The 14,200-nt window shown below is 71.0% G+C and carries 12 protein-coding genes and 1 tRNA gene; 5 read left to right on the forward strand and 8 right to left on the reverse strand.

Annotated elements, in window-relative coordinates:
- Positions 1–198 (forward strand): hypothetical protein (locus tag AB0J80_RS27920; RefSeq protein WP_364710568.1); only part of this gene is annotated, 198 nt, incomplete at its 5' end.
- A gap of 10 nt (positions 199–208) precedes the next feature.
- Positions 209–565 (forward strand): chorismate mutase, encoded by a 357-nt coding sequence (aroH, locus tag AB0J80_RS27925; protein ID WP_364710571.1) that lies wholly within the window; start codon positions 209–211, stop codon positions 563–565.
- 53 nt (positions 566–618) lie between these two features.
- Here the strand turns inward: aroH and AB0J80_RS27930 are convergent, their stop codons facing one another.
- From AB0J80_RS27930 to AB0J80_RS27955, 6 genes are all read right to left on the reverse strand, one after another.
- On the reverse strand, positions 619–1,257 hold the full coding sequence (locus AB0J80_RS27930; RefSeq protein WP_364710574.1) for a hypothetical protein: 639 nt from the start codon (positions 1,255–1,257) through the stop codon (positions 619–621).
- A 20-nt stretch (positions 1,258–1,277) separates the two neighbouring features.
- Entirely contained in the window at positions 1,278–1,742 is a 465-nt protein-coding gene (locus tag AB0J80_RS27935; protein WP_364710575.1) for a response regulator, read from the reverse strand.
- A gap of 233 nt (positions 1,743–1,975) precedes the next feature.
- On the reverse strand, positions 1,976–4,108 hold the full coding sequence (locus tag AB0J80_RS27940) for a hypothetical protein (protein WP_364710577.1): 2,133 nt from the start codon (positions 4,106–4,108) through the stop codon (positions 1,976–1,978).
- 1 nt (position 4,109) lies between these two features.
- Positions 4,110–4,239, reverse strand: a tRNA-OTHER gene (locus tag AB0J80_RS27945).
- Between the two features lie 57 nt (positions 4,240–4,296).
- The gene (locus tag AB0J80_RS27950; RefSeq protein WP_364710580.1) at positions 4,297–4,620 is read right to left on the reverse strand and encodes a hypothetical protein; all 324 of its coding nucleotides are present in this window, start codon (positions 4,618–4,620) and stop codon (positions 4,297–4,299) included.
- Positions 4,580–7,138, reverse strand: coding sequence for an AMP-binding protein (locus tag AB0J80_RS27955; RefSeq protein WP_364710582.1), 2,559 nt, complete (start codon positions 7,136–7,138; stop codon positions 4,580–4,582). The genes AB0J80_RS27950 and AB0J80_RS27955 overlap by 41 nt, the downstream gene beginning before the upstream one ends.
- A 173-nt stretch (positions 7,139–7,311) precedes the next feature.
- Here AB0J80_RS27955 and AB0J80_RS27960 point away from each other — a divergent pair, with 173 nt between their 5' ends.
- The 3 genes from AB0J80_RS27960 (at position 7,312) to AB0J80_RS27970 (ending at position 10,921) form a co-directional block, all read left to right on the forward strand.
- Complete coding sequence (locus AB0J80_RS27960) at positions 7,312–8,316, forward strand: iron ABC transporter substrate-binding protein (RefSeq protein ID WP_364710584.1); 1,005 nt, start codon at positions 7,312–7,314, stop codon at positions 8,314–8,316.
- Positions 8,317–8,381: 65 nt separating this feature from the next.
- Positions 8,382–9,875: an iron ABC transporter permease gene (locus tag AB0J80_RS27965; RefSeq protein ID WP_364710585.1), complete on the forward strand. Its 1,494-nt coding sequence runs from the start codon at positions 8,382–8,384 to the stop codon at positions 9,873–9,875.
- On the forward strand, positions 9,872–10,921 hold the full coding sequence (locus AB0J80_RS27970; RefSeq protein ID WP_364710588.1) for an ABC transporter ATP-binding protein: 1,050 nt from the start codon (positions 9,872–9,874) through the stop codon (positions 10,919–10,921). Before AB0J80_RS27965 ends, AB0J80_RS27970 begins: the two co-directional genes overlap by 4 nt.
- A gap of 95 nt (positions 10,922–11,016) precedes the next feature.
- Here AB0J80_RS27970 and AB0J80_RS27975 read toward each other — a convergent pair whose 3' ends face one another.
- Entirely contained in the window at positions 11,017–12,288 is a 1,272-nt protein-coding gene (locus tag AB0J80_RS27975; RefSeq protein WP_364710591.1) for a ricin-type beta-trefoil lectin domain protein, read from the reverse strand.
- Positions 12,285–14,183 carry a glycoside hydrolase family 3 N-terminal domain-containing protein gene (locus AB0J80_RS27980; RefSeq protein WP_364710593.1) on the reverse strand — a complete coding sequence of 633 codons (1,899 nt, stop codon included), beginning with the start codon at positions 14,181–14,183 and terminating at the stop codon, positions 12,285–12,287. The genes AB0J80_RS27975 and AB0J80_RS27980 overlap by 4 nt, the downstream gene beginning before the upstream one ends.
- Positions 14,184–14,200: the final 17 nt, after the last annotated feature.

A 14,200-nucleotide genomic window follows, 5' to 3' on the forward strand; every position in this document is an offset into this window, starting at 1 on the left:
CACGCCCTCCGCCTGTCCACCAGCTACCTCACACCCACCGAGATCGACGAAGGCATCACCCGACTCGCCGCCTTCATCATCTCCGAGACCGAGCAGCACACGATGAGCTCCGCGAAGCAGAGCGAGTTCGATGTGGCGGTGGCGGGCGGCGGACCGGTCGCCGGCCTGTGCCCGCACACCGTCCGAGCGGAGCAGTGAGGAGCAGCCGGTGCGCGCCATCCGAGGTGCCACCCAGGTCGACGCGGACGAGCGGGAGCTGATCCTGGAAGCCACCACCGAGCTCGTCACCGAGGTGCTGACCCGCAACGACCTGCTCATCGACGACGTGATCAGCGTGCTGTTCACGACCACGTCCGACCTCACCGCGGAATTCCCCGCGGTGGCCGCCCGTAAGATCGGCTTCGCCGACGTCCCGATGCTGTGTGCCGGCGAGATCGACGTCCCGGGCGCACTGCCCCGGGTGATCCGGCTGATGGCGTACGCCGAGACCGACCGTCCCCGCCACCTGGTCCGCCACGTCTATCTGCACGGTGCCACGCAACTGCGGCAGGACATCGCTCTGTAGCGGAGGAGATGGTCGTTGGACCTCGACCGGGCCGCCGCCCGAGAGCCTCGCGCTTACGAGACTTCTGCCAGCTCTTCCGGTTCGATCCAACCGCCCGGCACAAGGCGGGCAAGCTGTCTCTCGAGCAGTTCACGTAACGCGCCGCTTCTCAGCTCCCGATAGATGGCCAAGAGCTGGTTCGGTCGTTCGAGTCCCTCATCCGGATCGTCCGCAACCTTCACGAATGCATCGATCAGCTCGTCGAGCTCGCCTTCGAACGCCTTGAGGCGACCTGTGCGGAGCCGGCTGCACAGCGCATACTCCCAGGCCTTGACGAAGCGCCAGTCCTTGTGGTCCTTCGCGAAGTACTCACGGTTCACCCGTGCGAACAGCTCGAGGACCGAGTCGTGGTCTCCCAGGGTGTACGACAGGACGATGGCGTGCCAGCACGCCCACTGATGGTACGGCTCCATATGGAGCACCGCATGCATCTCTTGCGCCGCTTCGTCTACGTCGCCGTTGTGGTAGTCCCAGCGGTCGTAGAGCGCCAGTGCGCGCAGGTACCGCGCCTCTGCCGAGGTCGGATGCAGAGAGACCAGTCGATCGGCCTCGGTGCTCAGGTGCGAAAGGGTGGCGTACTCCGGGCGGATCTGTGTCTCCACCACCGCGATCAGGTCGTAGACGCGCCGCCACTCTTCCGGGATGTCCCGCATCAGTGCCACCGGCCGGGGGTTCAGTGGTCGTTCGCCAGCAGGAGCCAGCGGATCCGGCGTACGAGGTCTGCGGGGTTGAATGGTTTGACCAGGTAGTCGTCTGCGCCGATGGTGAGGGCGAGACTGATGTCGTTGTGCCCGCTGCGGGAGCTGACGATGAGGACGGGGATGTCGACGGTGGCTCGCAGGGTCTGCATCCGGTAGCAGACCTCGAGCCCGTCGAGGTCCGGCATGCTGATGTCGAGGATGACGGCATCCGGCAGCTGCTTCTCGACGATGTGCAGGGCGGCGGCGCCGTTGTCGGCGGTCAGGACGCGGTAGTCGGCTCGCTCCAGCTTGACGGTGATGAGGTCGCGGATGGCCTCGTCGTCGTCGGCGACGAGGATCGTCGGTACGTAGTCGGGAGTGCTGGAGCCGCCGGCGGACAGGGGGACGGCCTCGGGGGTCCGTGGAGCCAGCGTGGTTCGCGGTGATGCCGGTGACATGAGGGCCTCCTGATGTACGGCCTGGCGACGAGTCGATGCAGTCATCGGCGGGGCCCTCAGGACGCCGAGCGGTTCTCGTGTTGCAGCTCAGGAGTGACCGCACCGCGGAGTCACGTGTGCCGGTGACGGGCCGAGGAGAGCGCGGGTGCTGGATGACCAGTCCTCCGCTTGCGCGGAGGTTCCCGATTCGAACGGAATAGCAGGAAGCTCCCGCATGGCCTCGGCCGTCACGGCTACTCGGGGATCAGCTCACCGAGTCGATCCAGGGTATATGCCTCCGAACCCTCGGGCAGACCCTCGGGGGCTTCGAGGCCGAGGAACGTGACCGGCTCGTCCGGCAGCCGCCCGTCCCAGGTGTTCACGTCGGTCCGCTCGCGCCAGAGGTCGACGAGGTAGGAGATGGTGAGGTAGCGCCGCTCCATCAGGGCCCGTACGCGATCGGCCGTGGTGAAGGTGTTGTCCTCCACCCGGTTGAACGACGGACGGCCGGTGAGGTGCAGGTGCAGCCACACCGCCTGCCAGCCGTGATCGGTCTTGGCGAACACCGTCGGCAGCGCGACCCGGCCCGGGCCGCGCATCTGCGAGCGCGCTCGTACGGTGCGCGCGTCGAACGGGGCGCCGCGCTGGTCCAGAGTGCGGGCCTGGTAGCCGAACATCGACTCGGCGACCTGGTCGAACGACTCGCCGGAGTAGATGTTGACCTGGGGGACCACGTAGCGGCCGCCGACCGTCAGCGGCACGTCGATGAACTCCGTCGCGCCGTCCGGTGCGTCGGTGATGTCGCCGGAGTGCACCGCGCCGTCGTGGTGGTAGTTCGTCCACGACACCTGGCCGGCGGTGTGGAAGTCGTCGTCGAGCAGCAGGACGGACAGGTCGTAGTCGGTGCGGCGGCTGGTCTGCCGCCAGTAGGTGAAGAAGCGCAGCAGTTCGCCGGACACCGACGCTCGCGAGCCTCGCGGGAGCACCCGGAAACCGCCCTCGGTGGCCTTGCCGGACAGCGGCAGCGCGACGTCCAGCACCTCCGGGTCCACCAGCAGCGGGCGCTCCGGCTGCGGCAGCCGGCTGCCGATCTCGGCGTCGAGCAGCGACGACAGTTCGGCCACCAGCTCGGCCGGCAGCGGTGACCGCCGGTCCGGCCCGATCCACGCATTCCGCGAACGGCTTGCATACATGCGGGCTGATGCGGGCGTCAACCGGTTGCCGATGTGCTCCCGCAGCGAGCACAGCACCCGGCCGGATGCCGATCCGAGGGCCGCGGTGACGGCCTCGACCACGGCGGCGCGCTCCGGCTGCGTGGCCTGCCGCAGCAACCGGTCGGCGGAGCGCAGGAGCATGCCCGGCGCGGCCGACAGCACCGACGCGGCCGTACCGACGGCGCCGGCGCGGAACGCCTCCTCGGCGCGGCCGGCAAGGCTGGGGACCCGCCGCTCGCCGCGTGCGACCGCGAACACCTCCCGGGCGTGCGGCCACTCGGCGTACTCGTGAGGGTGTAGCCGTTCCCCGAGTCGCTTCCACCGCTCCGCGTAGCGGGCGACATCCCCGAGCTTGGCCGGGCTCGCGGCAACGACCTGGTTCAGGGCAGCCAGCAGGACCCGCCGCTCCCGGCGCGGGAAGGCACGGAACCGCGTGGGCGTCGCGAGCGAGACGTCGCCGCCGGAGACGTGGCAGGCCAGGCGCAGCACGTCGGTCGTGCTGTCCACCGCGACCAGCGGCCGGCCGAGGACGAGCCGGACCCCGTTGAGCACCGCGCGGTTCTCCCGCACCGGGATACCGGTCGGCTGCACGCCGTCCATGCAGGCGACCGCCAGCCGGCTGAGAATCTCCAGGTCCGCCTCGCCGAGCGTCGTCGTGCGGCCCGCCAGCGAGAGGTAGAGGCGCTGCGCCTCCACCTCGGCGGTGTCGCCGAGGTGGAGCAGGGTCACCCGGTCTCCGGTGCCGGCGACCAGCTCGTCGTGGGCGGCCAGCAGCTCCTCGTACGTGTGCTGATAGGTGCCGTAGCCCGGCAGCTCGAGCAGGTTGACCGCACCGGAGAGCACCGGGCCGCCACCGGTGAGCACGGCCGCGCGCAGCCGCTCCGTCCAGAACTCGACGGTGTCCGGCACGTCGTCCGGGAAGCCGATGAAGTAGGCGTTGTGCGACACGTGGTCGCCGACCAGCTCACGCACCGCGGACACGACGGTGGATGCGAGCTCCATCGCCGGTTCCGGTGCCAGGGCGCCGATGTGGTCCAGCAATGCCCGCGACGCCGAGAACCCGACGTCCAGCAGCGCCGCATCCAGCTGCCGCGCGACCGGCGTACCGTCACCGGCCGCGCCGGCGCTCGCCGGCACGCGCAGAGTCTTCTGGATGATGACCTTTTCGTCCATGTGGGCCGCCGGGGACTCGAACCCCGAACCCTCCGATCCCATAAGAAGAGAAGGAAGCACTCCCATGACCGCGTGGGCGGGAAGCGGACGCGCTGTTCAGCCGGATGCTCTACCAGTTGAGCTAGCGACCCGATGTCGATCATCACACGGCCCGGGCCGGCGGAGCCATCGAGTTTCGAGCGGTGGCGTCAGGTGGTCCGGCCGGTGACCGGCTCCAGACGGCGGTGGAGCTCCGACCGGTGCAGGTCGGTGATCGGCTGTACGAGGTCGGGGTGGCGGAGCAGTGCCGCGGCTCGGCGGTCGAGATCGTCAGGGTCGGTCAGGCGGCGGAACTCGCAGGCGAGCCCGGCAGTGTGCTCCCCACCGTCCAGGGCGGTGACCGCTGACGCCGCCAGCGCCCGGTCGGGGGAAAGGCGGTGATCAGCCAGTGCGCGGTTGCCGCGATGACCGGCGACAGGTCCGACCCCATGATCAGCGCCCTTGCCGGCCGGCTGGGGCGCGGCGGTCGTCACTGCGTACCGTATCGGCCGCCGGCTTTCGCACCGGCCGGCGCAACCGCGGCACCATGGTCGTCACGCGCTGCACCGCGCCGCCGTAGAGCACCCCCACGACCAGCGAGGCGACCAGGGCGAGGACCGGGGAGTAGTCGTCGACGACCGGGTAGACGTGCCAGTGCGTCAGGTAGATCGACAGCGACGCGCCGGCCAGGGCGCCGACCGGCCGGCGAAGGAGCATCGGGCTCGGGAGCTTCGGCACCCAGACGAGCAGCAGGATCCCCGCCGCCACGACCGCTACCTGAAGCCGTTCGCTGTCGTAGTTGACGACCGCGGCCGCGGCGATCGCGGTGACCAGCCAGCGTTGCCAGGCGACGCGTGCCTTGCCGGCCGTCCAGCCGAGCGCGAAGAGCCAGAACAGCTGCACCGGCGTCGCCATGTGGTCCCACGGCGAGACCGGGACCAGGCCGTACCGGACGGTGAGGGCAAGGCCGAGAACCGCCGCCGGTACGGCGAACGGCATCCTCCGCTCCCACCGGTCCACCGCCGGAACCGTCATCGCCAGCATCAACGCCAGCAGGATGTAGACGTACGTCTCGATGAACCACAGGTGGCGCTCGTCGCCGGTGCGAGGGCCGATCGCCTCGTTGAGCAGCAGGACGTTCTTCCAGCCGTACGCGTAGTCGGTGAGCAGCACGACCGCCGCGACGAAGATCGATGTCGGCAGTGCGACGCGTGCCACGGTGCCGGCGATGTGCCGGGCACGCTCGCCCCGGGCGGCCGGGGTGAGGTGGAAACGCGCGAAGTTGAATCCGGCGACCGCCAGCAACAGATGCGCGCCGCCGTGAACGGTGAAGACGGAGATGTGGGAGCCGACGATGAGAACGATCGACACCGCGCGCAGGACCACGGTCGTGTCGATCATCTGCCGCCGCACGGCCGGCGTCGGCCTGGCCGACAACTCCCGGATCGGCATCGTGTGCCAGCCCGGCGGGAGATCGCCCAGGGCCTCCTCCAGCCGTACGGACATCTCCACGTACGACAGCGAGTCGCCGCCGAGACTCACGAAGCTGTCGCCGTCGCTCACGTCGGGCCGATCGAGGATCTCGCCGTAGAGGGCGCGCAGGTCCGCGGGTGGAGAGCCTGCGGACGGGGGCGCGGTGCGGGGGAGCGCGGCGACGGCTTGGTAGTCCGGCTTGCCCGACGGCAGCCGGGGGAGCTCGGGGACCACGATCAGCCGTACGGAACGTGGGGGCAGCCCGCAGCGGGAGGCGACCAGCCGGTCGAGGTCGGGGTCGTGGTGGTCGGCCTGGACCGCCACCACCAGCTCGTCGTCGCCGCCGATGCACCACGCGGTCACGCCGTCGGCTTCGAGGCGTGCCTCGACGCGCTCCAGGTCGATGCGCAGCCCGAAGACCTTCGCCAGCCGGCTGCGCCGACCGACGATCTCGTACAGGCCGTCGGCGGTGTGCCGGGCGATGTCCCCGGTACGCAGCTCGTGCACGGTGCGGCCGAGGGCGAGGTCCGCGGGTCGTTCGGCGTACCCGAGCATGACGTTGGGTCCGGTGTAGACCAGCTCGCCGCTGTCCGCATCGGCGGCACCGTCGACGGGCTCCAGCCGCAGGTCACCGCCGGGGACCGGTACGCCGATCGCTCCCGGGTGGCTGGCGGCGAGCTCCGGGGGGAGGTACGCCATCCGGGCTGTCGCCTCGGTCTGCCCGTACATGACGACCATGTCCCATCCGTGCCGGCGACCCAGCTCCGCGTAGCGCCGTACCCGCTCGGGCGCCAGCCGGCCCCCGGCCTGGGTGACATACCGCAGGTGCGGCAGCCGCATGGTCTCGAACCCGACCCGGTCGAGCAGCGTGAACGTGTAGGGCACGCCGGCGAACGTGGTGCCCTCGGCGCGGCCGAACAACTCCCAGAAGCAGGGGTCGACGACGGACAGATCGGTCAGGATCACTCCAGCGCCTCTGGTCAGATGGCTGTTGATCACCGACAGGCCGTAGCAGTAGGACATGGGCAGCGTCGTCGCCGCCCGGTCGGTCGCGCGGACGCCCAGGTACGTCGCGATCGACTCCGCGTTCGCCCGCAGGCTGTCGTGGGACAGCCGGACCAGCTTCGGCGAACCGGTGGAGCCGGACGTGGTCAGCAGCAACGCCAGCTCCGGATGCAGGTCGTGCGCTGATCCGCGCCGACGCTGCTCGTACCGCCAGCGGCGGCCCACCTTCCGGACGACCACATCCGGGTCGTAGGTGGCCGCCAGCGTCTCGACCGCGGCCGGGTTGTCGCCCGGTGCCAGGAGCACGGGATGCCCCGCCTCGAGCGCGCCGAGGTATGCCACGACGGCTTCCACCTCGTTCGCGCCGGCGATGAGGACGAGGCGCCTGCCGCCGCCGAGCCGGCGGGCGGCCCTGGCCACGCGGCGCGCCAGCTCGGCGTACGAGATCGCCGCCCGGGACGTGATCAGCGCCGGCCGGTCCCCGTGTGCCAGCAGGTCCCACCCCAGGGGGCGTGGGTCGGCAGGAGAGTTCACGGCCGGGACAGTAAGGTAAGGCCAACCTAACTGTCCACCCGCCCGGGCGGTTTGTCGCCGGGTGTCCCTCGTGGGGCTTGAGCAGGGGAGACTTGCGTCACTTCCCGGGACCTCGAGGCGGCCGCCTAAGGTATTCCTAACCTAAGAACGGCTGGTGGGAGCGAGGGGACAGCATGCGTCGGTGGAAGCGGCTCTTGGCCGTGCTGTTGGTCGGAACCCTGGCCGCCTGCGGAAGCGGCTCGGGTGATGACGAGGACACCCTGATCGTGTACGGGGCGCCGCACGGCGAGCTGCTCTCGACGATGGTGGACACGTTCACCCAGCAGACCGGCATCAAGGTCAAGATCCGGCCCGGTGCCGACTCGGAGCTTGCCAACCAGATCGTGCAGGAGGGCAAGGCGTCGCCGGCGGACGTGTTCATGACCGAGAACTCGCCGGCCATGGGCCTGGTCGACGCCAAGGGCCTGTTCGCACGCGTCGACGACCAGACCGTGGCGCAGGTGCCCCCGGGCTTCGTCCCGTCGAACCACAACTGGATCGGCTACGCCGCCCGCTCCACGGTGCTCGTCTACAACACCAAGGCGCTGCCCGAGGACCAGCAGCCCGCCTCCATCATGGACCTCGCCCAGCCGGCATGGCAGGGCCGGTTCGGCATCGCGCCCTCCGGAGCGGACTTCCAGGCCATCGTCAGCGCCGTGCTCGCGCTGAAGGGCACCGACGCCACCCGGCAGTGGCTGGACGGGCTCAAGCGGAACGCCAAGATCTACACGAACAACATCGCGATCCTCAAGGGGGTCGACACCGGCGAGGTTCCGGCCGGGATCAGCTACCACTACTACTGGTACAAGGACCGGGCCGCGGGCGGCACCGGCAGCGCCAACGCCCAGCTGAAGTTCTTCGGCAAGGCCGACCCGGGGGCGTTCCTGAGTGTCTCGGGGTCGGGTGTGCTCGCCTCGAGTGACAAGAAGGCACAGGCTCAGCAGTTCCTTGCGTTCCTGACCAGCAAGACCGGCCAGCAGGTGCTCGCCGACAGCAAGGCCATGGAGTACCCGGTCGCCGACGGGGTGGCCAACCCGAAGCTCAAGCCGATGAGTGAGCTCGATCCGCCCGCGGTGGACCCGGCCAAGCTCAACGGCCCCGAGGTGGTCCAGCTGATGCAACAGGCGGGTCTGCTCTGACAGGTTCCGTCCCGACCACCGCACCTCGGCTCCCCGGCAGGAGGCGTTCCCCGGCCGCGGTTCCGGTGCTCGGGATCCTGGTCGCGCTGCTGGTGCTGCTGCCCCTGGGCTTCGTCGCGTTCTCCGTGGCCACCACGGGCTGGGCGGACATCCACCGGCTGGTGCTGCGACCGCGCACGGCGGAGCTGCTGGGCAACACCGCGCGCCTGCTCGGCGGCGGCGTCCTCGCCAGCGCCGTGCTCGGCATCGGGGCGGCGTGGCTGGTGGAACGCACCACCGTGCCCGGGCGAGCCCTGTGGCGTGTGCTGCTGGTGGCGCCGCTGGCGGTCCCGGCCTTCGTCAACAGCTACGCCTGGGTGTCGCTGCTGCCGGGCGCCACCGGCTACGGCGGCGCGCTGCTGATCGTCACCCTGTCCTACTTCCCGCTGGTGTACCTGCCGGTGGCAGCGACGCTCCGCGGACTCGACCCCGCCCTCGAGGAAGCCGCATACACCCTGGGCCGCGGCCCGCTGCGGGTCTTCGCCGCCGTGGTCCTGCCGCAGCTGCGCCCCGCCGCGGCCGGCGGGTGCCTGCTGGTCGGACTGCACCTGCTCGCCGAGTTCGGCGCGTTGCAGATGCTGCGGTTCCCCACCTTCACCGTGGCCATCTACGAGCAGTACCAGTCCTCGTTCAACGGTTCCGCGGCCACCATGCTCGCCGCCGTCCTGCTCCTGTGCTGCCTGCTGCTCCTGCTCGCCGAGCTGCGGCTGCGCGGCCGGGGCCGCTACGCGCGGGTCGGCTCGGGCTCCGCCCGCCCGGCCCCGCGTGCTCGCCTGCGTGCCCTGACCCTGCCGGCCCTGGCGGGGCTGGGGCTGCTGACCGTGCTGGCCCTCGGCGTACCCCTGGGCAGCCTCGGCTACTGGCTGCTCAAGGGAGCCTCGGTCCACGTCGAGGTCGGACCGCTCGGAGCGGCCGCGGCCACCTCGCTGGGGCTCGGCGCCCTCGCCGCACTGGTCACGGTCGGGCTGGCGCTGCCCCTCGCATGGCTGGACGTCCGCCGTCCCGGCCGGCTGGCCACTCTCGTCGAGCGCAGCACCTACTTCGGCAACGCGCTGCCGGGCATCGTGGTGGCCCTGGCCCTGGTGACCGTCAGCATCCGGGTCGTTCCCGACCTGTACCAGACGGTTCCCCTCGTGGTGGCCGCCTACGCGATCCTGTTCCTGCCCCGCGCCGTGGTCAGCGTACGGGCGGCGCTGGCCCAGGCACCCCCGGTGCTCGACGACGTCGCGCACAGTCTCGGCCTGTCACCGGCCGCGAGCCTGCGACGGGTCACGCTTCCCCTCATCACCCCGGGCCTCGGCGCCGGAGCAGCGCTCGTGTTCGTGGCGGCGGTGACCGAGCTGACCGCCACACTGCTGCTCGCCCCGACCGGTACGCAGACACTCGCCACCCAGTTCTGGGCCTACAGCGACGGGCTCGCCTACGGTTCGGCCGCTCCGTACGCCGCCGTGATGGTGCTGTTGTCCGTGCCCGCCACCTACCTGCTCACCCGCGACCCGGAAAGGACGGCCGTCGCATGACCGCGCTGACCGTGCAGGGCCTGACCAAGGCGTACGGGACGACCCAGGTGCTCGACGGCATCGACCTGCACGTGCCCGCCCGCACCCTGACCGCGCTGCTCGGCCCCTCCGGCTGCGGCAAGAGCACCCTGCTGCGCCTGATCGCCGGTTTCACCGACCCGGACGCGGGCACCATCAGGCTCGGCGACCAGGTCGCTTACGCCGACCGCCGTTCGGTTCCCCCGCAGCGTCGGCGGATCGGCTACGTGCCGCAGGAAGGCGCCCTGTTCCCGCACCGCGACGTGGCCGCCAACATCACCTTCGGCCTGTCCCGCCCCCGGCGGCGCTCCGCGCACCGGCTCCGCGAACTGCTCGACCTCGTCGGGCTCGACGCGGACATCGCCGGCCGGTTCCCGCACGAGCTGTCCGGCGGCCAGCAGCAGCGGGTCGCCCTGGCCCGGGCGCTGGCGCCGGAACCCGAGCTCGTCCTGCTCGACGAGCCCTTCAGCGCCCTCGACGCCGGCCTGCGGGAGGACACCCGGCTCGCCGTCGCGACCGCCCTGCGCGCCGCCGGGGCCACCGCGGTCCTGGTCACCCACGACCAGGCCGAGGCGCTGTCCCTGGCCGACCAGGTCGGCATCATGCACGACGGACGCCTCGCCCAGATCGACTCGCCCGTCACCGTCTACCGGCGGCCGCGCGACGCGCGTATCGCACGCTTCCTCGGCGACGCTGTGCTCCTGCCCGCGGAAGTCGCCGACGGCGCGGCGACGTGTGCGCTGGGCACGCTCACCGTCCGCTCGTCCGGCGTCACGGGCCGGGCCGAGGTGCTCATCCGCCCGGAGCAACTTCACCTGCACCCCGCCGGCGGCGGGCCCACGGCCACGGTGCAGGAGATCAGCTACTACGGCCATGACGCCGCCGTGCGGCTCTCCCTGCAACCGGAAGGCGTGCCCATCATCGCCCGCCTGTCGGGCACCGATCTCCCCGAACCCGGGAGCACGGTGCAGGTCAGCGTGAGCGGCGACGTTCTCGCCTACCCCTGCGGAACAGGACCATCGCGATGACCTCGGCGGGCCGGCTCGTCGTGACGCGCCGCGCGTGAGGTCCGCGCCGGAAGCCGGCGCGGACCCCGTGTGCCGTCGTCAGAAGGTGCGCGAGGTCAGACCACGCGCCACTTCTGACGAGGTTCGCCCGTACACGGGTGCAGCTCGGCCGGAGTGCGGTTCGGCAGGTCCGCGTCGCGCAGATCCAGGCAGCGGTCGTCGAGGCCGCGCAGCTCGCCGGCACCGGTGAGGGTCCACCGCTGGTTGGGGGCGCCGGTGCAGTCCCAGACTCGGACGGCGGAGCTTGCCGGATCGGCGTCGAGGCACTTTTCCGCGAGCCCGCGCAACGCACCGTCCGCGGTGAACGTCCACCGTTGGTTCGCCGAGCCCACGCAGTCCTGCAGCTGTGCCGGGGTGCCGTTGGTGGTGACCCAGTCCCGTACCTCCAGGCACCTGGTGCTCATGGCACGCACCTCCACCGTGCCGTCCGCGGCGGGTCCGGGGACCTCGTACTGCCGCGGCAGCCACGGACGGTAGACCGACGGCCCGCCGCCTGCTGTCGGGTCCGCGTCGCACGAGGCGTCGTCCTTGCACCCGAGCAGGTCGTCGAAGGCCGCGTACGCGTAGAACGTCGCCTTCTTCAGGTCCAGGTCGGCGCCCGTGACGTTGGCCGGCAGCTCGCTGATCGAGTAGCCGCGGTACGCGGTCGTCCGGTGCGGCGTGGTGAGCAACCGCTGTGCGGCGTACGCGAAGTACGCGGCGGCGTGGTGGTCGTGGTGGTCGCGGTCGCCGCCGTCGACACCGATCGGCCCGCTGTCCCCGCGGAAGTCCTGCAGCCGGACGACGTCCGCACCGGCCTGGGCGAGCAGATCGTGCAGGAGGGAGATGAGCTCCGCACGCGTGTACCCGGCGGTGCCGTCGACCGTGGTGATGCGCCCGAGCTGCCCCTCCCAGAGCTTCTGCAGGCTCTGGGCGGCGTACCGGTCCGACCCGCGGCCGTCGAAGCCGTCGGGCAGGCGCAGGTAGACCTGCTCGACCTGCGTCCCGGCCAGGCGGGACACGGGCAGCTCGCGGCCCTGGACGCTGAGCGTGGCGCCGGACCACTCGTTCGGGCGGCCGGCCATCGTCGCGTACGCCGCCCGTACCCCGGCTTCCCGCGCGGACCAGTACCCGGCGTCGCGGCCCGCGTCGCCGGCGGTGATGTACACGGTCCGGACGCATATGCCGGCCCGGATGTCCCGATGGATGTCGGGGTTCATGAACAACAGGTCGTCGTCCTGGTGGGCGACGACCTGCACGGAGCAGGAGGGTGCCGCTGCGACGGCCGCCGTCGGCGCGGGAACCAGGGTCGTCAGCACGGCTGCGGCGCCGATCAGAATGCGCTTCATGACAGCCCCTGCGGGTCGACGTTCGGCGACGGCGCGGCCGGCAGGGGGATGACCGGGTCGTAGGTGAGGCCATATCCGTACGGGAACAGCGGCGTCTTGCCGTCCCCGTCGTTGATCGGCTGCTGTGCCACGTCGCGGGCCCAGCTCACGGGCAGCTTGCCGGTCGGCCGGACCGCGCCGAACAGCACGTCGGCGACGCCCTGGCCTTCGGTGCCGGGCAGCCAGCCGGCGACGAGGGCCGACATGTCCGGCAGCTCGGCGGTGACGTCCAGGGGGCGGCCGGAGAGCAGGACCGTGACGACCGGAACGCCGGACGCCTTGAGCTTGGCGAGCAGCGCCTGGTCCTCGGCGTCGAGCCGCAGGCCGTCCGTGCGGTCGCCGTACTCCTCGGCGTACGGCTTCTCGCCGATGACGGCGATCGCGGCCCCGTAGGAACCGTCGATGCCGTCACCCTCACGGTCGTAGGTCACGGTGGTGCCGGGCGCGACCGTGTTCCGGACGCCCTGCAGCACGGTCGTTCCCGGAGTGCTCGGTCCGTCGACGCCCTGCCACTGCATCGTCCAGCCGCCGCTCTGGAAGCCGATGTTGTGAGCGGACTTGCCCGCGACGAAGACCTTGCCCGGCGCCTTCCCGAGCGGCAGGATGCCGTTGTTCTTGAGGATCACCTGTGACTTCTGGACGGCCTCCCGGGCGACGGCGCGGTGCTCCGGGCTGCCCACCGTGGACATGAGGCTCCGGTCGGCGAACGGCCGCTCGAACAACCCGAGCTCGAACTTCTTCGTGAGGACGCGGCGGACGGCGTCGTCGACGCGTGCCTGCGGGACACGGCCCGCGTTCACCTCGTCGCGGAGCAACCGGATGAACTCCCGGTACCAATAGTTCTCGGGGACCATGAAGACGTCGATGCCGGCGTTCACGCCCGTTCTGACCTTCTCGGGGGTGTAGACGTAGGTGTCGTCCAGCCGGGCGATGCCGTCCCAGTCCGTGATCACGATGCCCTTGAAGCCGAGCTCTCCCTTGAGGACATCAGTGATCAGATGCTGGTGCGCGTGCAGCTTCTGCCCGTTCCAGCTCGAGTACGACAGCATCACGCTGGCCACGTTGCGCTGGACCGCTTCGCGGAACGGGGGGAGGTGAACGGCTCTCAGCTCCTCCTCGCTGATCCGGGCGTCGCCCTGGTCGACGCCGCCGGCCGTGCCGCCGTCGGCGACGTAGTGCTTGGCGGTCGCCAGGATCGACGTCGGCTCGTTCAGCGACGGGCCCTGCATCCCAGTGATGAGGCTGGTCATCGCGCTGGGGTTCGCGGGCGTCTCACCGAAGGACTCGTAGACGCGGCCCCAGTGGTCGTCGCGCGCCACGCAGAGGCAGGGCGAGAAGGTCCAGTCGATGCCGGTCGCCGCCACCTCGGTGGCGGTCACGCGCCCGATCCGCTCCACCAGCGCCGGGTCGCGCGTCGCGCCGAGCCCCACGTTGTGCGGGAACACGGTGCCGCCGTACACATGGTTGGCGCCGTGCACGGCGTCGATACCGAACATGATCGGGATGCCCAGCGGAGTGGAGAGCGCCGCCCTCTGGTAGCTGTCGTACAGGTCGGCCCACACCTGCGGCGACTGCGGCGCGGGTCCCTCGCCGCCACCGGCCAGCATCGAACCGAGGCGGAAGGTGGAGACGTCGGCGGGGCTGGCGTAGTGCCGCTCGGCCTGGACCATCTGCCCGATCTTCTCGTCCAGGCTCATGCGCGAGATGAGGTCCTCGACGCGGGCGGCGACGGGTTGCGACGGATCTTTGTAAAGGGGATCTGCGGCTGAGGCCGGCGTGGGCGCGAGCGTCACGACGCCCGCACACAGCAGGCCGCACACGGCGGCGGCCATCAATCGTCGGATCGACACGGTCATCCTCGGGTCTGTAGTGA

This window comes from Actinoplanes sp. NPDC049548 (genome assembly GCF_040676695.1).
GTDB lineage: Bacteria > Actinomycetota > Actinomycetes > Mycobacteriales > Micromonosporaceae > Actinoplanes.

Coding starts and splice junctions, on each gene's coding strand:
- AB0J80_RS27930 (WP_364710574.1), bottom strand. CDS start 1,257: ATGCGGGACATCCCGGAAGAGTGGCGGCGCGTCTACGACCTGATCGCG.
- AB0J80_RS27935 (WP_364710575.1), bottom strand. CDS start 1,742: ATGTCACCGGCATCACCGCGAACCACGCTGGCTCCACGGACCCCCGAG.
- AB0J80_RS27940 (WP_364710577.1), bottom strand. CDS start 4,108: ATGGACGAAAAGGTCATCATCCAGAAGACTCTGCGCGTGCCGGCGAGC.
- AB0J80_RS27960 (WP_364710584.1), top strand. CDS start 7,312: ATGCGTCGGTGGAAGCGGCTCTTGGCCGTGCTGTTGGTCGGAACCCTG.
- AB0J80_RS27970 (WP_364710588.1), top strand. CDS start 9,872: ATGACCGCGCTGACCGTGCAGGGCCTGACCAAGGCGTACGGGACGACC.
- AB0J80_RS27975 (WP_364710591.1), bottom strand. CDS start 12,288: ATGAAGCGCATTCTGATCGGCGCCGCAGCCGTGCTGACGACCCTGGTT.
- AB0J80_RS27980 (WP_364710593.1), bottom strand. CDS start 14,183: ATGACCGTGTCGATCCGACGATTGATGGCCGCCGCCGTGTGCGGCCTG.